The sequence below is a fragment of the Arthrobacter globiformis NBRC 12137 genome, assembly GCF_000238915.1.
In the GTDB taxonomy this organism is placed as follows: domain Bacteria; phylum Actinomycetota; class Actinomycetes; order Actinomycetales; family Micrococcaceae; genus Arthrobacter; species Arthrobacter globiformis.
The window spans coordinates 1-20,236 of the sequence record NZ_BAEG01000073.1; the positions used below are offsets into that span (position 1 = coordinate 1).

Genomic DNA, 20,236 nt, shown 5'->3' on the forward strand with positions numbered 1-20,236 from the left:
AATCCCGGCCATCACCCCGCACCCCAACAAACCCACCGCGGCCGCGTCCGCGTCCTCATCGACCTTCGTGCACTGACCCGCAGCGACCAGGGTCTTCTCCGCGAACGCCCCGATCCCCAACGCCGGAGACAGCACCGTGCCGTCCTCCAGGGTCATCTTCTGCGACGCGTTCGCCGTGTTGAAACAATACTGGGCCTGGCCCTTCGCGCACGCCCGGCACTGCCCGCACACCGCACGCCAATTCAGGATGACCCGGTCACCAACAGCAACCTCGGTCACACCCTCACCCACGGCCGAGACCACACCCGTCGCCTCATGACCCAGCAAATACGGGAACTCATCCCCAATCCCGCCCAGCTTGTAATGCAAATCCGTATGACACACCCCGCACGTCAGCACATCCACCAACGCCTCCCCCGGCCCAGGATCCGGCACCAAAATCGTCTCCACCGACACCGGAGCATCCTTCGCCCTGACAACAACTGCCTTCACTTTATGAACCATGAAATCGCGTTCCTTTCCTGAGCCGGGGGGCCCTTTGGCTACGGCACCTCAGCCAAATCTAACCGACTTGCTGCGGTTGGAAATCCCCGTCCCGAGGACCGGACAGTCCGCTTGCCGTGCTGCTGCTATCGATGCGGGCGGGCGGCTCCTGCACGGGCACCGGGGATGGGACGGCGTGCACTGTGGCGTGCTCCGCGAGAATGCCCGTCTGGTGCCTGATCTTCAGGCGGTAGAGCAGCGTCCCGCCGCCGGTGACGGCGGCGACGAAGAGGACACCGCCCCACTGCAGGTACCACTCGAACGGCGGAACCGAGTTGTAGATTTCGGGGCGCGGCCAGATCAGGTTCAGGGTCATGGCGCCGCCCCACAGAACCGCGAGGATGTTCACGGGCAGCCCCCATTTGCCCATGCTGAAGCCGGCGTCGGAGTGGTCGCCGGCGCCCGGCCACTTTTTCAGGAGGCGCTTGCGCAGCATGGGGACCGTGACCAGCAGGTAGGACAGGTAGATCAGGACGATGCTGATGCTGGAAAGAATCGTGAAAATCGCGGGCTGCATGACGTTGACCAGCAACGGGATGACGGCCAGGACGCCGATCACGATGGCGGCAATGGTGGGGGTCTTGCGGACCGGGTCCACCTTGCTGAGCTGGCGGCTGAACGGCAGGTTGTTGTCCCGCGCCATGGCGAACATCATGCGGATGGCGGCGGCGTGCACGGCCAGGGTGCAGACCACGACGGCCACCACGATGCACACGAGGAAGGCCTTGCCGAAGGGGCCGCCCAGGACGGAGAGCACGATGTGCTGCAGGCCGCCGTCGGCTGCGCCGATCTTGGGGTCGGTGAGGTCCGGAGCGGCCAGGATGCCGAAGAGCAGGATCAGCCCGCCCAGCAGGAAGGAGGCGGTGACGGCGCGCAGGATGGCCTTGGGGGCGGTGCGCTTCGGGTCCTTCGTTTCCTCGCCGAGGGAACTGGCGGTGTCGAAGCCGTACATGACGTAGCCGGACGCCATCGCGCCGATGAGGAACACGCCGAAGAAGCCGAGGTCGTGGCCTTCGCCGAACCCGGCGGTGTCGAAGAAGACCTCGGGTCCGCGCACCACGTGCCAGCCCAGCGCGAGGATGAGCAGCACGGCCGCGATCAGCTCAACGAACACGCCGATGCTGTTGATCCGGGTCATGAGCTTCACGCCGAATGCGTTGATGAGCGTGGAGATGGTGATCATGATGGTGGCGAGCAGAACCCCGTTAAGGGCAAAGTCGTAGGTGCCGGTGCCGTCGCCGACGATCTGGAATCCGGACCAGAGCTGCGGCAGGGTGATCTGCAGGGCAAGAGCCACGGATCCCAGCGCCATGATGGAGGACAGCAGCAGCAGCCAGCCGGCAAGCCAGGCCGAGGTGCCGGAGGCGAGGCGCTTGGCCCAGTTGTAGACCGAGCCTGCCACGGGGTAGCGGCCTGCCAGTTCGGCAAAGCACAGCGCTACCATCAGCTGGCCGACGAAAACGATGGGCCAGGACCACGCGTACGCCGGGCCGGCCATGGAGAAACCAAAGTAGAACAGTTGAAAAACACCGGTGAGGATGGAGATGTAGCTGACGCCTGCGGCGAAGCTGGCGAACTTGCCGATGCTCCGGTCCAGGGTCTGGGCATAGCCGAACTCGTCCATGCCGCTTGAATCAGTACTCTTGCTGGGTTCCAACATCTGAACTCCTAAGTCAGAAAAGCACGATGGTGATGACCCGCGGCCGCCTTTGGACGCGGGTAACACTACACGCAGTTGATACTGCGTGCAGGTGAAACCGACGGCCGGGCACTGCGCTGCAGCGCCCGGCCGTCCCCCCCAAAGCTGATGCCTAGCCGGCCGCGCCGGCCCCCGTTTCGCCGGGGGTTTCCCCGGGAGCCGAGCCGAACCATCCGCTCGGGGCGGGGGCGATGTTCTGCCAGATGTGCTTGGCTTCGCGGTATTCGGCCAGGCCGGCCTGGCCGAGCTCACGGCCGATCCCGGACTTCCCGAAACCACCCCATTCCGCCTGGGGGACGTACGGGTGGTAGTCGTTGATCCACACCGTTCCGTGCCGGAGGGCGCCCGCGACGCGCTGCGCCTTCGACGCGTCCGAGGTCCACACCGCGCCGGCCAGGCCGTACTCGGTGTCGTTTGCGATCGCGACGGCCTCGGCCTCGGTCCGGAACGTCTCCACGGTCAGTACGGGGCCGAACGATTCCTCCCGCAGCACGCTCATGCCCGAGCGGCAGTTGCCGAGCACGGTGGGCGGGTAGAAGAAGCCGTCCGCGAGCGGCCCGTCGTCGGGGATGTAGCCGCCGCACAGCAACTCTGCTCCCTCGGCGATGCCTGCCTGGACGTAGGCATGGACCTGATCGCGGTGCCTGGCGGAGATCAGCGGCCCGGTTTCGGCGTCGGAATCGAAGGGCCCGCCCATCCGGATCTTCTTCGCCCGCCGGACCACCTCGGCCACAAAGCGTTCGGCGATGGTCTCCTCGACGACGAGCCGTGCCCCTGCCGAGCAGACCTGCCCGGAATGCAGGAACACCGCGGTGAGGGCGTTGTCGACGGCGGCGTCCCAGTCCGCGTCCGCGAAGACGACGTTGGGGTTCTTCCCGCCGAGCTCGAAGGCCACGCGCTTCACGGTTTCGGCGGCGGCGGCCATGATCGTTTGGCCCGTGGCCAGGCTCCCAGTCAGGGATACGAGGTCGACGCGCGGATCGGAGCTGAGCGGGCCGCCCACCTTGGACCCGGATCCCGTGATCAGGTTCGCCACGCCGGCCGGAACGCCGGCCTCTGCGAGGGTTTCCATGAGCAGGATCGAGGTCGACGGCGTGAGCTCGCTGGGCTTGAGCACGAACGAGTTCCCCGCAACGAGTGCAGGCGCCACCTTCCACGCCGCCTGGAGGAGCGGGTAGTTCCACGGCGCAATGAGCGAGCAGACCCCGAGCGGCTCGTACACCACACGGCTGATCGCGTCCGCCCGGCCGGTGTCGATGACACGGCCGGCGTCGAGCCCGGCCACCTTGCCGTAGTACCGGAAGCACGCGGCGATGTCGTCCATGTCGTACTCGGCCTCCACGAGCCGCTTGCCCGTGTCGAGCGCCTCGGCCCGCGCATAGGCGGCCTTGTCCCGTTCAAGCAGGTCAGCAACGCGCAGCATGACCGCACCACGCTCGATGTCTGTGAGCCGGCGCCACGGGCCGTCGTCGAACGCGGCCCGTGCACTGGCGATCGCCCGCTCCGCGTCCTGCACTGTCGACGAGGCCACGACTGCCACCTCGCGCCCGTCCGCCGGGCAGCGCACGGTGGTGGTCCCGCCGTCGGACGCCTCCTGCCAGGCACCGTCGATGTACAGGCCGCGGGCAAGGTCCAGTTGGGTATCGATCGTCACGCTCATGCCCCTTAACCCTTCGCCGCCACGGCAGCGGCTGCCGCCGGCACGGATCCGCCGCGTTCCAGCGGGCTCACTCCGTGCCGGTAGAACTCGGCGTGCTGGGGTGCGAGCGGCGCCTTGCCGGCGATCAGGTCGGCAGCCTTTTCGGCGAGCATCATCACCGGGGCGTAGATGTTGCCGTTGGTGACGTACGGCATGGCCGAGGCGTCCACCACGCGGAGGCCGCGTGTGCCGTGCACGGTCATGTCCAGCGGGTTCACCACGGCCATGGGGTCGGAGTCCGGGCCCATCTTCGCGGTGCAGGACGGGTGCAGCGCCGTCTCGGCGTCGCGGGCCACCCAGTCAAGGATCTCCGCATCGGTCTGCACGCTCCTGCCGGGGGAAAGCTCGCCGCCGTTGAAGGGTCCCATGGCCGACTGGCCCAGGATGTCGCGGGCAACATGGATCGCTTCGACCCATTCGCGGCGGTCCTGGTCGGTGGAGAGGTAGTTGAACAGCATCGACGGGTGCACCGTGGGATCGGTGGACTTGATCTTCAGGCTGCCGCGGGCGTCGGAGTACATGGGGCCGATGTGCACCTGGTAGCCATGCTTGGCGTCCGCCTTCTGTCCGTCGTAGCGGACGGCAACCGGGAGGAAGTGGAACATGAGGTTGGGGTACGCCACGTCCTCGTTGGAGCGGACGAAGCCGCCGCCCTCGAAGTGGTTGGTGGCGGCCGGACCCTTCCGTCCCAGCATCCACTGCAGCCCGATCAGCGGGTAGCGCCACAGGTCCAGGGCGGGCTGCATGGAGACCGGCTGGGTGCAGGCGTGCTGGATGTAGACCTCGAGGTGGTCCTGGAGGTTTTCGCCGACGCCGGGCAGGTTAACCACGGAGTTGATGCCCAGCGAGTTCAGGTGGGATGCGTTGCCCACGCCGGAGAGCTGCAGCAGCTGCGGGGTGTTGATGGCGCCGCCGGCCAGGATCACTTCGCCCGCGGTCACCTGGTGGGTCTTGCCGTTGCGGCGGTAGGTGACGCCGGTGGCCACGTTGCCCTTGAAGTTGACCTTGGTGACGAGCGCACGGGTCAGGACGGTCAGGTTCTTCCGGCCGAATTCAGGCCGCAGGTAGGCGCGGGAAGCGGAGAGCCGCTGGCCCTTGTGGACGTTGCGGTCGAACGCCGCGAATCCCTCCTGGCGGTAGCCGTTGACGTCGTCGGTCAGGGGGTAGCCCGCTTCCTGGGCGGCGGCGAAGAACGCCTGGAACAGCGGGTTGGTGGCGGGGCCGCGCTCCAGCACCAGCGGGCCGGAGTGTCCGCGCAGTTCATCGTCGGGGTCGGCGGCCAGCGCGTTTTCCATCCGGTTGAAGTAGGGGAGGCAGTGCGCGAAGTCCCACGATTCCATGCCGGCGTCGGCGCCCCAGCGCTCGTAGTCGAGCGGGTTTCCGCGCTGGAAGATCATGCCGTTGATGGAGCTCGAGCCGCCCAGGACCTTGCCGCGGGCGTGCGCCACGCGACGGCCGCCCATGTGGGGCTCGGGATCGGACTCGTAACGCCAGTCGTAGAACGGGTTGCCGCTGGGGAAGGTCAGCGCGGCAGGCATCTGGATGAACAGGTCCCAGGGGTAGTCGCTCCGGCCGGCCTCAAGAACCAGGACGCTGCTCTGGCCTCCGTCGCTCAGGCGGTTGGCGAGCACGGAACCCGCGCTTCCGCCGCCGACGATGACGTAGTCGTAAGTGGTCTGTGTCATGCAAATTCTCCTTCTACCTGGTGCAGATCAACCGCTGAGGGGCGGGTTGTCCTTCATCCGGACGCTGGCGGTATCGCGAAGCCCCGGAAACGTACGTGGGTGGTCCTTACCCCCGAGTGGGGGTTGACGGGATGGTCTGGGAGTTGCGGCGGGTCGAGTTTTCCCTCGGTCCGAAACCTTTGGCCGCCGAGCCGGGAGTCGCGCATGAAACGCCTTTATTTCGGCGGGACCCCGCTTGTGTGGTGTAGGTCATACACATGCAGAGTAGTCCACCTTGAACAAGTGTTCAAGGTTAAAACTGAACCGATGTTCAAGATTTTTTTGGGTCAGTTTGCCGAAGGGCCGGGCTGTGCCTGTTTTGGCGAGCCCGGGTTGCGCTTGTTCTAACTAGGGGTTGGATCCGCTACGCGGCGAAGGCGATTTGCTCCGTGCGGGCGATGCTCCTGTGGATGGATGCCTCATCGACGCCAAGGAGCGCCGTCAGCCACATCCCGTTTTGCACGACGACGATGTCAGCCGCCCGCTCCCTGCATTCATCGCCGGAAAGCTCGGGTTTGGCATTCCCTATCAGGGCCGCGAGCCCATCGAGATACCGCTCAAATGCAGCAGCGTTTATCAGCGCAAAGTCCTCATGGGCCTGCGCGAGCGCCCAAAGGTGGAGGCGCAGGGACAGGTGTTGGGTGGTCAGCAATTCCGGGTCGGCAACGCGCCGGAGGGCTTTCTGGAGCTGTTCGTCCGGGGCCGATGCCGGATCAGGCGCCACGAGCTTGAGATCGCGTTCGTCGATCCGGTGCAAGGCCGCACGGATCAGGCTCGATTTGTCTTCGTAGTAGTAATTGACGAGCCCCAGTGCGACCCCGGCCTCGCGGGCCACAGCGCGCATGTTCACGCCTGAGATGCCGTGACGAGACAGCAGGCCCAGCGCGGCTTCGAGAATGCGTTCCTGCCTGTCAACCTGTTCGCCGGAGTTCACGGTGCTTGTATCCACTTGGCCAGAATATGGCGAAACCCGTGATGGTGCATCTGCTGTCCGGGCGATGGCCGAAGTCCGGTCAGGGGCGCGGGGCGGCCCTGAATGTGACGCGGGCGTCCAGGCCCGGGGCGCCGGGCCTGGCTTCGAGGGACGCCGCCGCGCCGCTCGCCTCAGCGAGCTGCTGGACGATGGCCAGGCCCAGGCCGCTGCCCTCGGACGTCGACTGGCCGCGCCAGAAGCGGTTGAAGGCCCGGTGCCGGTCCTCCTCGGAAAGCCCGGGACCGTCGTCGAGCACGTGCAGCTCGAAAGCTCCGGAGGCGCCGTCCGGGCGGACCACGAGGCGGATCTCCGAGTCCGGCGGCGCCACGGCCAGGGCGTTGTCGATGAGGTTGTCGATGATCTGTTCCGCCGCGCCGGGCATGGCCAGCACCCTCGCCTCTGGAACCGCGTCCAGTACCGTCCGCACTCCGCTTTCCTCGGCCAGCGCCTCCCACTGCTCCACGCGGTTCCGGGCGATATCGCTGAGGTCCACGTCCTCCCGGTCAACGTGCCGGCTGTCCGCCCGGCTCAGGAGGAGCAGGCCGTCGATGATGCGCTGCAGCCGGTACGTCTCCTCCAGCGAGTCGGCCACCATGACGCGCGCGCCGTCGGGATCGTTGCCAACAGCGTCCACGGCGTTCTCCAGGCGCAGCCGCAGTCCAGTCAGCGGGGTGCGCAGCTGGTGGGACGCGTCGCTGGCAAATCCGCGCTGCTGCTGCAGCAGGTGCTCCAGCCGGTCCGCCATCTGGTTGAAGGACCGTGCCAGGGTGCGCAGCTCCGGCGGGCCCTGCTCCTCCTCGGTGCGGGTGGCGAGGTTGCCTTCCGCGAGCAGTTCGGTGGCCTTCTGCAGCCGTTTGATCCGCCCGGTCACGGCGCCGGCCATCAGGTAGGCCAGCAGGCCGGCCAACAGCACGGTGGTGCCCGCCACCGCCCACATCACCCTCAGCTGGCCGGACACGCGGTCCTCCACCACCGATGCCGGGTACGTCAGGCGCACCGCACCGGTGATGTTCTCGCCGCTGAGAACGGGAACCGTGACGTACACCAGGTCGAAGCCCAGGGTGTCCGAGTGGCGCTGGCCGGAGGTGATCTGACCGGCGAGCGCGGCGGAAATTTCGGGGCGCGAAAGGTAGGAGGCCCCGGTAGCCGACTGGTCGTCGTCGGACGTTGCCACCGCGGTCCCGGCGCGGTCCACGACCACCACTCGTGCCCCGCTGGCGCGGCCGTAATCGCGGACGGCCGTGGCCACCGTCCCGGGCGCGGGACCTCCCGTCTCAAGCAACTGCCGTGCCCGCCCGCTGAGCAGGAAGGCGTCACGTTCGAGCGAGGTGGCCAGGCGGTCCCGTTCCACCCGGACGAGGTAGCTGCCCAGCGGAATGTCCTGCACCAGCACCACCAGGAGGGTGATGGCCATGAACGCTCCAATCAGCCGCCATCTCACCCGGGCACGTCCAGCCTGAACCCGACGCCGCGCACCGCCTCGATCCAGCGGGGGTCGCCGAGCTTCTTCCGGATAGCGGCCACATGCGCATCCAGCGTCTTGGTGGTTCCGTACCAGGTGCCGTCCCACACCGCGCGCAGAATGTCGCTGCGCTGGCACACGGCGCCGGGGTCCTCGGCCAGGTAATAGAGGAGCTCGAACTCCTTGGCAGTGAGGTGGATTTCAGCGCCGTCCACCAGGACCCTGCGTGAGCGCTGGTCGATGCTCAGCGTGCCGATCACACGGGTACCGTCAGCCGGCGGAGCGGTCCCGGACTGGGGGTCGGCCGTGCGGCGGGCCACGGCCCGGATCCGCGCGATGAGTTCCCGCATTCCGAACGGCTTCACCAGGTAGTCGTCCGCGCCCAGCTCCAGGGCCAGCACCCGGTCGATCTCCTCGTCGCGGGCACTGACAACGATGATCGGCGTCATGGTCAGGGACCGGATGGACCGGCAGACGTCCGTGCCGTCCATGTCCGGCAGCCCCAGGTCAAGGAGCACGAAGTCAGGGCTGGAGGACCGGACTGCGGCGAGCGCCCCTGCCCCGTCCGCGACGTGCCGGGCCTGGAAGCCGGCCCTGGTCAGGCCTTCCAGCACGCCGGCGGCCACCGATTCGTCGTCTTCAACCACCAGGATCTGCATATCCGATTATCTTCCGGCCGGAACGGTGCCGCGGCGGATAGCCACGGCTTGCCCAGCCTACTTCTCCGAGCTTTGACAATTCTTGGCCCGCCGAGGGCCCCCAGCCACCCCCTCCGTCCGCAACCCTTCCTCAGATCCTGCGCCCCATGCACCGATCCTTCCTCAGGTCCTGCAGGAAAAACCCAAACGCTTCCGCACCGATTGCGGAAGCGTAAGGCAGGACCCGACGAAAGCTGCGGAAGCGTCAGGCAGGACCCGACGAAAGGTGAGGAAGGATCGGTCAAAAGGCGGCAAAAGCTGAGGAAGCGTTGACAGCGGGTTCACTCCGGCCGAATAGGCTGGACACGCTGCGCGTCCGGCGTGACAAGTCTGTAAAGACCGTACTTAATAGAGGCATGCCTGCAACCCCTGAGCCGCGCCGCGCCGTCGTTATCGAGGATGACCCGGACATCCGCGGACTGCTGGTCCGGGTCCTGACCAAACAGGGCTTCGAAGTCACCGAGGCCGGCGCCGGTTTCCCAGGCATCGAGGCGGTGCGGAACACCAGGGCCGACCTGGTCACCCTGGACCTCAACCTTCCCGATCTGGACGGGCTGGAGGTCTGCAATCGGCTGCGTGAGTTCTCAGACGCGTTCATCATCATGCTCACGGCCAGGGTGGATGAGCTGGACAAGCTCACCGGCCTGGACAACGGGGCGGACGACTACATCAACAAGCCCTTCAGCCCCCGTGAGTTCCAGTCCCGGATCAACGCGCTGTTCCGCCGTTCCCGCACCCCCGCCGCGGACGAAGCGGCCCAAAACGACCTCCGCCGCGCCGCCGAGGTGCAGCAAAGCCTGCTCCCCCGCGAGGAAGTCCGGCTGGACGGCTATGAGGTGGCTGGTGTCTTCCGCCCCTCACGCAGCGTGGGCGGCGACTTCTACGACTGGTACCAGACCCCCGGCGGGCTCCACCTGACGTTCGCCGACGCCATGGGCAAGGGTATGGGCGCCGCCCTCATCGCGGCCACCGCCCGGGCAGTCATGCGCTCGGTCCGGCACGACCCGGACCTTGGAAATGCCTTCAACCTGGCCAGCCGTTCGATCGCCTCGGACCTGGACATCTCCGGGTCCTTCGTCACGCTTTTCCACGCCCGGCTGGACGCCGGCTCCGGCAAAGTCAGCTATGTCGATGCCGGCCACGGCCTGGCGCTTCACCTCCAGGCCGACGGCGGTGCGCAGCGGCTTCCGTCCAGCGGCCCGCCCGTCGGAGCCTGGGGTGACGCCGACTGGACCGAAGCGGACCTGGCGCTTGCCCCCGGTGATTCGCTCGTCGTCGTCAGCGACGGCGTCCTTGACGTGTTTGGCTCCGTCGAGGAGTTCACCGACGCCGTCCGCCGGTCGACGCACGGGCAGCCCACCGCGAGGGAGGCCTGCGCCGCCCTGCTCCAACTGGCCCCGGCCGACACCGCGGAGGACGATGTCACTGCGGTCATGGTGCGCCGCCTGGCCGGGGCGGCCGGAACGGCGGCGCCGTGACGCGTTTCTGGACCCGGGTGGTGGTGCTTTTAACGGTGCTCCTGGGGATCAACTACATCGCGTGGCGCTGGCTGGCCTCGCTGAACTGGGACGCCTGGTGGATCGCGGTGCCGCTCGTGGCTGCGGAGACCTACAGCCTCATCGACGTCATGCTGTTCGGCATGACCGTGTGGCGCCTGAAGATCCGCAAGGCTGCGCCGCCTCCGCCTGCCGACGCCACCGTGGACGTCTTCATCACCACGTACAACGAGCCGCTGGACCTGGTGATGACCACGGCCCTCGCCGCGAAACGCATCCGGCACCCGCACAGCACCTGGATCCTCGACGACGGTGCCCGCCCCGAGATGCGCCGCCTCGCCGAGGAGCACGGACTGGGGTACGTCACCCGCAGCGAGGACTGGAAGAACATGCCCCGCCATGCAAAGGCGGGCAACCTGAACAACGCCCTGATGGTCACCGAAGGCGAGTTCCTGCTCATCCTCGACGCCGACCAGATCCCTGAGCCGGACATCCTCGACAAAACGCTGGGCTACTTCACCAACCCCAAGGTTGCGCTGGTGCAGACGCCCCAGTACTTCAGCAACGTCCCGGCCTCTGATCCGCTCGGGAGCCAGGCGCCGCTGTTCTACGGCCCCATCCAGCAGGGCAAGGACGGCTGGAACGCCGCTTTCTTCTGCGGATCCAACGCCATCCTCCGCCGCGAGGCCCTCATGCAGCTGGGCCTGGTGGGCTACGTCAAGGAGACGGAAAAGAGCATCCGGCGCGCCCTGGCGGCATCGCAGTCGGCCATCCGGAAGGCGCGGAAATCGGCGGATTCGGACAACCGCCTCGTGGCGCAGATGCTCGACGAGGTGGAGGCCGCCACCCTGGAAGCCCGACGCCAGCTTGACGACGGCGAGTCGCTGAGCGAGATCACCTACCGGGTCCGCCGGAAAGTGGACCAGGCTGTCCAGGCCCTCGTCCAGGCCGACGTATCGGCACTGCAGGCAGACCTTGAGGAAATCGCCGCCATGGAACTCGCCCACGTGGGTGATTCCGGCGTCCCGGTGGTGGCCGACGACGCCGTGCAGCGCATGTCCGCCCGGGACTGGTCCCCGCTCGGTGCCATCGAATCGGTGCAGGCGGTCCTGGACGCCCTCTCCGTGGAACGCACCGGCGAAGCCCAGCCCGTCATGCCGCTGGCCACCATCTCCGTGACCGAGGACATGGCCACCGCCATGCGCATCCACGGAATGGGATGGGAGAGCGTGTACCACCACGAGGTCCTCGCCTACGGCCTTGCCCCGGAGGACCTCGCCACCATGCTGACGCAGCGGCTGCGCTGGGCCCAGGGCACCATCCAGGTGATGCTCCGCGAAAACCCGCTGGTGCAGCGCGGCCTCAAACTGGGCCAGCGGCTCATGTACTTCGCCACCATGTGGACGTACCTGAGCGGCTTTGCCGCGGTGATCTACTTTGCAGCCCCCATCGTCTACCTGCTGCTCGGCATCCTGCCGGTCACCAGCCTCAGCGCCGACTTCTTCATCCGGTTCATCCCCTTCATGGTGGTCAACCAGCTGCTGTTTGCCATCGCCGGCCGCGGCATCCCCACCTGGCGCGGGCAGCAGTACAGCCTTGCGCTGTTCCCCACCTGGATCAAGGCGTGCACGACGGCGGCCCGGAACGTCTGGTTCGGACGTCCCCTTGGGTTCGCCGTCACACCCAAGGACCGCCAGACGGGCGGCCCCAGCTGGAGCCTGATCCGGCCGCAGATCGTGGTGTCCGTGCTGCTGGCCATCTCCTCGGTGGTGGGCATCGCGCGGCTTGCCGCCGGGATGTCCGAACCGATCGGTACGCTGGTCAACGTGGCCTGGGTGGTCTTCGACCTCGTGGTCATGAGCATCCTGGTCCGGGCCGTGCTGTACAAGGGTTTTGAGGCAGATGGTTTCGAAGAGGGTTCAGGGCCGGAGAATCTTCCGGCAGAGGGTTTGATCGAAGAGAGGAAGACGGATGGATCTTAGTTACGAGGTCAAGGATTCGTACGCCGAAATCAAGGCCGCCGGCCGCCTGAACATGGTGTCCGCGCCGAAGCTGCGGGAGTTCGTGGCGGACGTTGTTGCCTCGGGGTCCAGCCGGATCGTGGTGAACCTGGAGGACACCGCATTCATGGATTCCTCGGGGCTGGGAGCCCTCATCGGCTGCCTGAAGGCGGCCCGCCAGGCGGGCGGTGACCTCCGCATCGCCGCCGTCCAGCCGCAGGTGAAGATGGTCCTGGAACTGACCAGCATGGACCGCGTGCTGACGTCCTACGCCACCGCGGACGAGGCGTTCGGCAATGACTGACGTCCTGGCCCGCCGGAGCTTCCGGAACGTGGCAACGCCCGAGGCCGTCGATGCCGTGCACGGCCAGCTGGACGACCTCTGGGAGGACGCCCCGTTCGTCCCGGACATGGACCGGATGACGTTCGCCACCGCCGTGATCGAGGCCGCCGCCAACGTGGTCCAGCACGCGGAGCCGGAGTCAGCAGACCCGGTGGAACTCGGCGTGGACATCTGCATCCGCCAGACCAGCCTGCAGGCCGAGGTCAGCGCCTTCGGCGCCGCCAGCCCGGCGATCGACGACGGCGATCCCGCCATGCCCGGCGAGGAAGCCGAGTCGGGACGCGGGCTGGCGCTGATCCGTGCGCTGGTCACCACAGTGACGTTCACCCGGCAGGACGGAACAAACACCTGGGTCCTGTCGCGGGAGCCCATCGGCTCCTGACCGCTGCGCGAATCCTTCGCTGATGCTGCGCTCCTGCAGCGCCTAGGCCAAGAACTTGACGGTACCTTGAGCTGACTATGAGACTGCCCAAGTTACTCGCCACTGTCCTCGCTGCCCTGTGCCTAGCCCTGCCGGCCAGCATTACAGCGGCCGGCACACCTGCGCAGGCCGCCCCGGCCGCCATCACACTCGACCCGGCATCCGGGCCCGCCGGCACCACCGTCACCGTGACCGGGACGGGCTTCCCGAAGAAGAGCCCGGGAACGCTCAGCGCCGGGGCCAATGCGGTTCCCTTCACGGCCAGCGCATCCGGCTACTTCACGGCTGCGCTTGTCATTCCAGAGAGCGCCGATCCGGTGGTTCCCGTAACCGCCGCCTCCGGCAGGGTGAGTGCTTCGGCCCCGTTCACCCTCACGTACAGCTCCCCCTCTGCCGCCGATCCTGCTCCTGAGCCCGCCCCCGCGGCCGCCCCGGAAGACGGGTCGGCAACATCGACGGCGCCGTCAGCACCGCAGCCCGGCACGTCCCTCCTCCGGTTCGGGGTGGGCACACCCGGCGGGCCGCTGGCTTCGGCGGAACTCGACGAGGTGGCCGCACTGGCCGGGGAGGCGCCGTCGGTCATCCTGTCCTACAAGGATTTCAACCAGGCGCCGCCGCTCGCCGAACTTGAGGCAGCCCGGAGCCGCGGGGCGATGGTCCTGCTGACGTGGGAGCCGTGGGCCTGGGGCGGAGGCACGTCCCAGCCCGCCTACGCGCTGGACCGCATCACCGCCGGCGACTTCGATCCCTACCTGCGGCAGTGGGGGCAGGCCCTGGCAACCTGGGGCCATCCCGTGATGCTGCGCTTCGGCCACGAGATGAACGGCAACTGGTACCCGTGGTCGGAACAGCTCAACGGGAACGGCCCGGGGGACTATGTTGCCGCGTGGCGGCACGTCCACGACGTCGTGGCCTCCACTGGCGCCGCAAACGTCACCTGGGTGTGGAACCCGAATGTGCCGTACTGGGGCTCCGCTCCGCTGACTGCCCTCTACCCCGGCGCCACCTACGTGGACGCGGTGGCACTCGACGGCTACAACTGGGGCACGTCAGCGTCCTGGAGCACGTGGGTCTCGCCGTCCCAGCTGTTCGGGCAGGGCCTGGCAGAACTCCGCGGCCTGGCTCCCGGCAAGCAGATCCTCATCGGCGAGACGTCCGCCGCGGAGCAGGGCGGGTCGAAGGCCGAATGGGCGACGTCCCTGGTGGGCTACCTGGCCGCCCAGGGGGATGTCACGGCTTTGACCTGGTTCCACTTCAACAAGGAGACAGACTGGCGGATCAACAGCAGCACAGCCGCGGCGGACGCGCTGCGCAGCGCCCTGGCCGCCCGCCGGGGCTAGGGCGCCGGCGCCCGCCGTGCCCACCCCGGCACGGCCCGCCGGCGCCAACGGGGTGAGCCCCGTCAGGTGGGGATGACGCGGAAGAGGAAGCGGGTCCGGACCATGACCCAGAGCAGCGCCAGGATCACCGCATAGGCGGCGGTGTTGAACAGCACCCGGCCCTCCTGCAGGGCCGGGATGTTGGCGACGACGGCGATCAGGGCCACGTGAATGATGAAGACATACAGCGTGGCCCGGCCCAGCGGGATGAGGAACCAGCCCAGCGCCCGGTGGACCGGCTTCCAGTACGCCGTCAGCAGCGCATAGATCGCGACCACCAGCACCAGGACGTTCAGCAGCCGTCCCACTCCGAGGTAGGTCCGGCCGAAGTAGGCGTCATACAGCGCCCGGTAGCCCGTGTCCGGCAGGATGGCCACGCGGACGTCGAAGCTGTTGGCCAGGTAGGGGTTGCCCCAGGCCAGGAACGCGAAGGCCGCCGCCAACACGGTGCACACCACCACCACCCACGAATGGGCGGACAGCCAGCCGATGATCCGGCGCCGGTGGTAGCCGGCCACCATGCCGACGATGAACAGCACCTGCCACACCAGCAGCGGGAAGGAATCCTCGAATTCGGAGGGAAGGAGCCGGATCCGGAAGACGGCCCCGGCCGCGTACAGCGCCGTGGTGGCCGCCAGCACCCACAGCACCTTTCCCCGCGACAGGGCCCAGAGGACCAGCGGGCTGGCCAGGAGCAGGATCACGTACAGGCCCATCACGTTGAACTGCCAGGGGCCGAACTGCAGCAGCAGAATGCCCGGGATGACCTCCGGCGCCACCGGGAAGTGCAGCAGCGAGTCCATTCCGGCGTACAGGTCGTAGGAGCGGCCCGCTCCGCCGCGTCCGGCCGCCCCCGTGCCCTGGTCCACGAAGGAGGTCAGGGTGTCCGCGTTGATCGCGGGAACCAGGGATATCAGGAACACTCCGATCAGTACCACGAGCGCCGTGGCGTAGAGCTTGCCGGCGCGTTTGGTGGTGTGGTCAACCACGTCACCAAAGTTGTCCTTCACCCGGGGTCCGAACACCATGCCCAACACCAGCCCCGAAAAGAGCACAAAGAGCTCCGCTCCGGAGACGAAGCCCACAGCCTCCTGGGTGAGCAGCTGGAACAACGAGGTCATGCCCACGTGGTTGACCACCACGAACACGATGGCGAGGCCGCGCAGGAAGTCCACCCGGGAATCACGCGGGGAGGGGTCGCCGTACGCCCAGCCCGCTGCCCGGGGCAGAAAGCGCGGAAGCAGCCAAAGCAAGCTGACGACGGCGGCCAGGACAGCCGCCGTCGTCCACGCACCGACTCCGCCGAGGACTTTCCCAACACCGTCTGAATCGTCCCCGGCCAGGTTGCCGCGGGCCGTCACCGGCCCGGTGACCAGCGCTGAGTGCGCCAGCCGCGCGCCCACTGCCGCGGCGATGCCGGGCTGGCCCGTCAGCCGCCAGTCGATGGCCGCCACCCCGGTCTCCCGGGTACTGGTCCGTTCGTCCCAGACAATGGCGCCGATGTTCCCGAACCGCTCCGAAGATGCCAGGTCGAGCACCTGGTTCCACCAGGCCAGTTTGATCTCCGGTTCCGCCGCGCCGCCGGTGGTGGAGCTGAAGAATGCGGCAGTCTGCAGCATCAGCGGCTTGCTGCGGCCCTGCACGTAGTCCGCGTAGAAGTCGCCGTAGCCGCCGCGGCCATCGCTGCCGGTGAGCATGGCCGCCAGCTCGCCGTCGGCCGGAAGTGTGTTGACGGCGGAGGCGCCGCCGGTGTCGTCATGATAGGCGCCCAGTCCGGACCACTCCACGGCGTCGTCACCGGGGTAGTACGGCGCGTAGGCATCATCGGTGCCGTCCCAGCGGCCGTCGCCGTTGGTGTCCAGCAGCCTGAACCCGTCCGATCCCTGGACGGGAGCGTTGCGGTTCCGCTCGAACGGGTAGTCGCGGCCCAGGAAGGGCTGCCATACCATGACGGTGCCCGCGTCGTCCCGGGTTTTGAAGGCTTTGGCCACGGCCCGGAATGCCTTCTTGTACGCCTCCGGCTGCTGGCCCCAGGAGACCCAGCTGGTGTTCATGTCCGGCGCGAACCTGATGTACAGCTTGCCCCGGAAGCCGTTGCTGAGCTGCTCCACTGTCCGGGCAAACGCTGCTGCGTCGTCGGCGGACACCTGGTCCATGGACCGGGAGGGCTTGACCGTCAGCAGGGCATGGGCTCCCTGCGCGTCGCTTTGCCGGAAAAACGCGCGAATGTGGACCTTCTCGGATTCCTGCAGCCGGAGGGCGATGTCGTGGCCGAAGATGGCCGGCACCGAACCCAGCCGCTCCGCGAAGCCGGCGGCGCTGTCCTTGCCCCATTCCAGAGCTGCGCCGAAGAGCGGCCCCTCCCCGGCGGCCCCATTCTTCACTGTGCCCGCCTCGACCACAGCGCCCGCCTTCTCCGCGGTGTCTGCGTTGCATACGGCGCCCGGGCTGGCAAGAGCAAGGCCGGCCGGCAGGAGGACGAGCATGAGCGCCAGCAGAATGGCGGCGCCGGCCCGGAGCGGGCCGCGCCCCGGCGCAGTGCCGCTCACGGGGCAGCGGGGAAGGTCAGCACCACGGTGGTTCCGCCCCCGCGGGTCTCCGTCAGGGTCAGGTCACCCCCGTGGGCCTGCGCGATCCGCCGGCAGGTGGCCAGGCCCAGCCCGGATCCCGGGCCGTCCCCTTCCCGGTGCAGGCGGACCAACGGCTCCAGCACGCGCTGCCTGTCCTCCGGCCTGATTCCCTTCCCGTTGTCCGCGACCAGGACCGCGGTGCCGTGGTAGTTGGAAACCGCGCTGATCCGGATTTCCAGGGGACGCTCCGGGCTGCGATAGTTCAGGGCGTTGGAGAGCAGATTCTGCAGCAGGGCGCGCAGCTGGAGCGGATCCGCGTGCAGCTGCGCATCGTCCGAGTCCAGCGTGGCTCCGGCTCCGAACGGGATGCCGAGGTCCCGCGCGGCGTCTGCGGCGGCCCCGCGCAGTGAGACGGGCTGCGGATGCAGGGCGCCGCCCACCTTCGAGTAGTCCAGCACGTCCTCGAGCATCGCCAGCATGCGCCGGCCGCTGGCACCGATGAGCTGCAGGTATTCAGCGGCCGGATGCTCCGGCTGCATGTCCGGATCGTCCTCGCTCAGTTCCACGTAGCCAAGAATCGTCGTCAGCGGAATACGCAGGTCGTGGCTGACGCGGCCCGCGAACTCGCCCAGTTTGGCGTTGCTCCGCCGCACCTCATCCAGCGCCACATTCAACTGCAGCGTCCGGTGCTGGAGTTCCAGCAGCTCCACGGTCTGCTGGGCGAGGAGCTCCAGCATGGCGATCTGCTCCGGCTCGGGACTTGCCGGCTCGTCGGAGAAAACGCACAGCGAGCCGAGCACGAAGCCGGAGGCGGTTTCCAGCGGCACCGACGCGTAGAACCGGACGGCGGCGATCTCACCGGTCACAAAAGGATTGTTCGCAAAGCGCGGGTCTTCGGAGGCATCGCGGACCACGGTGGTCTCCCGGGTCAGGAAGACCCGGGCGCACATCGAGTCCTCACGGGAGCAGATGCCCGGCTCGACGCCGGACGCCGCGATCTGGCGCTGCTGGTCCGCGGTAATCACATTCACCACGCTGAAGGGCACACCGCACAGTTTGGCCGCCAGGTCCACGAGGTTGTCCAAGGCGGTGCGGGCAGCGTTAGTGCGGCCGGCACCTGTGAGGGCGGCGCCGATGGGCGGGGACGTTGTGCCGTCCTGGCCGGAAAGCAGCCCGTACGCCTGCAGTGCGGCCTGCCGGTCAGTATCCTGCTTCGGGAGCGTCCGAGCGCCGGTCCCTTTCATCCGTCCCCTATCGCCGCGCGGGACTCCGACCCAGCGTCAAGTCCCCCCGACGCCGATACTATCCGGCCAGGCTCACCCCCTGCTGTAGTCTCTTGACACCGGCGGTCCCGCTCGGCTTCACTATTACGTATGCTGAAATAACAGTTCCATGATGCGGAACTCGACGCTCGCTAGGGATGTCGACCGCCGGGAGAGTATCCGGCCCTCCGCATAGCCGTCACCATGGATGCCAGCAGACGCTTGAGGATCACAACGTGAAGCTTGCCGAATTCAATGCCGCGGACAGGGACGCTGCCAACGCAGTCCTGCGCCCCTGCATCGACGTCCCCCGCTGGGTGGACCAGATTGCCGCTGCGCGCCCGTTCGCATCCCGCCAGGAACTCCTCGACGGAGCCCGGGCCGCCGCGGCCCCGTTTACCCCGGACGAGGTGGAAGGCGCGATGGCACACCACCCGAGAATCGGCGAACGCCCCGCCGCGCAGACCGCCGAGGCCGCCATGTCCCGGTCCGAACAGGCAGGCGTGGACCCGGCGGACACGGAGGTGGCCGACGCCCTGGCACGCGGTAACCGCGCGTACGAGGAAAAGTTCGGCCGGGTCTTCCTGATCCGCGCCGCCGGCCGCACCGCCCCCGAGATCCTGGCAGCGCTGAACGAGCGCCTGGCCAATACCCCGGCGCAGGAAGACGCCATCGTTGCGCAGCAGCTGCGGGAAATTGCCCTGCTGCGCCTGGAAGGAGTGATCAGCGAATGAGCGTTTCGCATGTGACAACGCACGTCCTGGACACCGGCGCCGGACGCCCGGCGGCGGGCATCGCCGTCGTGCTTTACGCGAACGACGGCGGCAGCTGGACAGAGCTGGGCAGCGGCACCACCGATGCGGACGGCCGCGCGAAGGACCTGGGACCGGAGGTCCTGGCCCCCGGGAACTACCGGCTCAACTTCGCCACCGGCGACTACTACGCCCAGCAGGGCGGCACCACGTTCTTCCCGGAGGTGGACCTGGTCTTCGAGGTCACCGGCACCGAGCACTACCATGTGCCGCTGCTGCTGAGCCCGTTCGCCTACTCCACCTACCGCGGCAGCTGAAAGGAGACAGCATGCGGCTGATGCGCATTGGCCCGGCGGGCCAGGAGGTGCCGGTGGTCATCGACGACGACGGCCAGGCCTACGACCTGCGGCCGGTCACCCGGGACATTGACGGGCACTTCCTGCAGAACTGGACCGGCCAGCTGCCGGACCTGGACCTGAGCGGCCTCCCCCGGGTGACCCTCGACGGCAAACGGATCGGTGCGCCGATCGCCAGGCCCGGCGCCGTGATCGGCGTGGGGCTGAACTACGCCGCGCACGCCGCAGAATCCGGCCTGCCCGTGCCGGAGCGCCCCATCATCTTCTTCAAGCATCCCAACACCGTGGTGGGCCCCGACGACGACGTCGTCATCCCGCCGGGGGCACAGCGGGTGGACTGGGAGGTGGAACTGGGCGTGGTCATCGGCCGGCGTGCCAGCTACCTGGCATCCGACGCCGAGGCGGCGGACTGCATCGCGGGCTACGTCCTCTCCAACGACGTCTCCGAGCGCGAGTACCAGCTGGAACACTCCGGGCCGCAGTGGTCCCTCGGCAAGTCCTGCCCTACCTTCAACCCGGTGGGGCCGTGGCTGGTGCCCGCCGCGGCGGTGGAGGCGGACGACATCCGTCTCGCGTCCTGGGTCAATGACGAGGTCCGGCAGGACAGCTCGACGGCGGACATGGTCTTCGGGCCGGCAGAGCTGGTCCGCCGGCTCTCGCAGTACATGGTGCTGGAACCCGGCGACCTCATCACCACCGGCACCCCGGAGGGCGTGGCGCTGTCCGGCCGCTTCCCCTACCTGAAAGCCGGGGACGTCATGCGGATGTCCGGCGGAGACCTGCTCGGCGGGCAGCGGCAGCGGCTGGTGCAGGCCTGAACAGGCTGATCCCGCCGGGCAGGCTGGCCGCCGGGATGACA

Annotated in this window: 17 protein-coding genes; 8 read left to right on the forward strand and 9 right to left on the reverse strand. The window is 68.0% G+C overall.

From position 1 onward, the window contains the following. The 7 genes from ARGLB_RS12530 to ARGLB_RS12560 form a co-directional block, all read right to left on the reverse strand. The coding region (locus tag ARGLB_RS12530; RefSeq protein ID WP_003803001.1) for an alcohol dehydrogenase catalytic domain-containing protein at window positions 1-504 on the reverse strand (504 nt) is incomplete at its 3' end. Between the two features lie 58 nt (window positions 505-562). Next, on the reverse strand, window positions 563-2,203 hold the full coding sequence (locus ARGLB_RS12535) for an APC family permease (protein ID WP_003803004.1): 1,641 nt from the start codon (window positions 2,201-2,203) through the stop codon (window positions 563-565). Between the two features lie 151 nt (window positions 2,204-2,354). Beyond that, window positions 2,355-3,902, reverse strand: coding sequence for an aldehyde dehydrogenase family protein (locus ARGLB_RS12540; RefSeq protein ID WP_003803005.1), 1,548 nt, complete (start codon window positions 3,900-3,902; stop codon window positions 2,355-2,357). A 5-nt stretch (window positions 3,903-3,907) separates the two neighbouring features. After that, on the reverse strand, window positions 3,908-5,626 hold the full coding sequence (gene betA / locus ARGLB_RS12545) for a choline dehydrogenase (RefSeq protein WP_003803007.1): 1,719 nt from the start codon (window positions 5,624-5,626) through the stop codon (window positions 3,908-3,910). A gap of 403 nt (window positions 5,627-6,029) precedes the next feature. Continuing rightward, window positions 6,030-6,614, reverse strand: coding sequence for a TetR/AcrR family transcriptional regulator (locus tag ARGLB_RS12550; protein ID WP_043419044.1), 585 nt, complete (start codon window positions 6,612-6,614; stop codon window positions 6,030-6,032). A gap of 64 nt (window positions 6,615-6,678) precedes the next feature. Continuing rightward, window positions 6,679-8,052 carry a HAMP domain-containing sensor histidine kinase gene (locus tag ARGLB_RS12555; protein ID WP_003803011.1) on the reverse strand — a complete coding sequence of 458 codons (1,374 nt, stop codon included), beginning with the start codon at window positions 8,050-8,052 and terminating at the stop codon, window positions 6,679-6,681. A gap of 23 nt (window positions 8,053-8,075) precedes the next feature. Further along, window positions 8,076-8,759, reverse strand: a complete 684-nt coding sequence (locus ARGLB_RS12560; RefSeq protein ID WP_003803012.1) for a response regulator transcription factor — start codon at window positions 8,757-8,759, stop codon at window positions 8,076-8,078. A gap of 395 nt (window positions 8,760-9,154) precedes the next feature. On the opposite strand from ARGLB_RS12560, the gene ARGLB_RS12565 reads away from it, so the two are divergent. The 5 genes from ARGLB_RS12565 to ARGLB_RS12585 all read left to right on the forward strand — a co-directional run bounded on the left by ARGLB_RS12565 (window position 9,155) and on the right by ARGLB_RS12585 (window position 14,398). After that, window positions 9,155-10,276: a PP2C family protein-serine/threonine phosphatase gene (locus ARGLB_RS12565; RefSeq protein WP_043419047.1), complete on the forward strand. Its 1,122-nt coding sequence runs from the start codon at window positions 9,155-9,157 to the stop codon at window positions 10,274-10,276. Next, a complete protein-coding gene (locus ARGLB_RS12570; protein WP_003803015.1) occupies window positions 10,273-12,276 on the forward strand; it encodes a glycosyltransferase family 2 protein in 2,004 nt (667 codons plus the stop codon). The genes ARGLB_RS12565 and ARGLB_RS12570 overlap by 4 nt, the downstream gene beginning before the upstream one ends. Then, window positions 12,266-12,598 (forward strand): STAS domain-containing protein, encoded by a 333-nt coding sequence (locus tag ARGLB_RS12575; RefSeq protein ID WP_003803017.1) that lies wholly within the window; start codon window positions 12,266-12,268, stop codon window positions 12,596-12,598. Before ARGLB_RS12570 ends, ARGLB_RS12575 begins: the two co-directional genes overlap by 11 nt. Then, window positions 12,591-13,019, forward strand: coding sequence for an ATP-binding protein (locus ARGLB_RS12580; RefSeq protein ID WP_003803019.1), 429 nt, complete (start codon window positions 12,591-12,593; stop codon window positions 13,017-13,019). The genes ARGLB_RS12575 and ARGLB_RS12580 overlap by 8 nt, the downstream gene beginning before the upstream one ends. 77 nt (window positions 13,020-13,096) lie before the next feature. Continuing rightward, on the forward strand, window positions 13,097-14,398 hold the full coding sequence (locus tag ARGLB_RS12585; RefSeq protein ID WP_003803021.1) for a glycoside hydrolase family 26 protein: 1,302 nt from the start codon (window positions 13,097-13,099) through the stop codon (window positions 14,396-14,398). A gap of 62 nt (window positions 14,399-14,460) precedes the next feature. Here the strand turns inward: ARGLB_RS12585 and opgC are convergent, their stop codons facing one another. After that, window positions 14,461-16,986 (reverse strand): OpgC domain-containing protein, encoded by a 2,526-nt coding sequence (gene opgC, locus ARGLB_RS12590; RefSeq protein ID WP_003803022.1) that lies wholly within the window; start codon window positions 16,984-16,986, stop codon window positions 14,461-14,463. Further along, entirely contained in the window at window positions 16,983-18,251 is a 1,269-nt protein-coding gene (locus tag ARGLB_RS12595) for a GAF domain-containing sensor histidine kinase (RefSeq protein WP_003803024.1), read from the reverse strand. The genes opgC and ARGLB_RS12595 overlap by 4 nt, the downstream gene beginning before the upstream one ends. 254 nt (window positions 18,252-18,505) lie before the next feature. On the opposite strand from ARGLB_RS12595, the gene uraD reads away from it, so the two are divergent. From uraD to ARGLB_RS12610, 3 genes are read left to right on the forward strand one after another with little or no spacing between them, the layout of a single operon-like run. Beyond that, entirely contained in the window at window positions 18,506-19,003 is a 498-nt protein-coding gene (gene uraD, locus ARGLB_RS12600) for a 2-oxo-4-hydroxy-4-carboxy-5-ureidoimidazoline decarboxylase (protein ID WP_003803026.1), read from the forward strand. After that, the gene (gene uraH, locus ARGLB_RS12605; RefSeq protein WP_003803028.1) at window positions 19,000-19,338 is read left to right on the forward strand and encodes a hydroxyisourate hydrolase; all 339 of its coding nucleotides are present in this window, start codon (window positions 19,000-19,002) and stop codon (window positions 19,336-19,338) included. The genes uraD and uraH overlap by 4 nt, the downstream gene beginning before the upstream one ends. Window positions 19,339-19,349: 11 nt before the next feature. Then, a complete protein-coding gene (locus tag ARGLB_RS12610; RefSeq protein WP_003803029.1) occupies window positions 19,350-20,195 on the forward strand; it encodes a fumarylacetoacetate hydrolase family protein in 846 nt (281 codons plus the stop codon). Window positions 20,196-20,236: the final 41 nt, after the last annotated feature.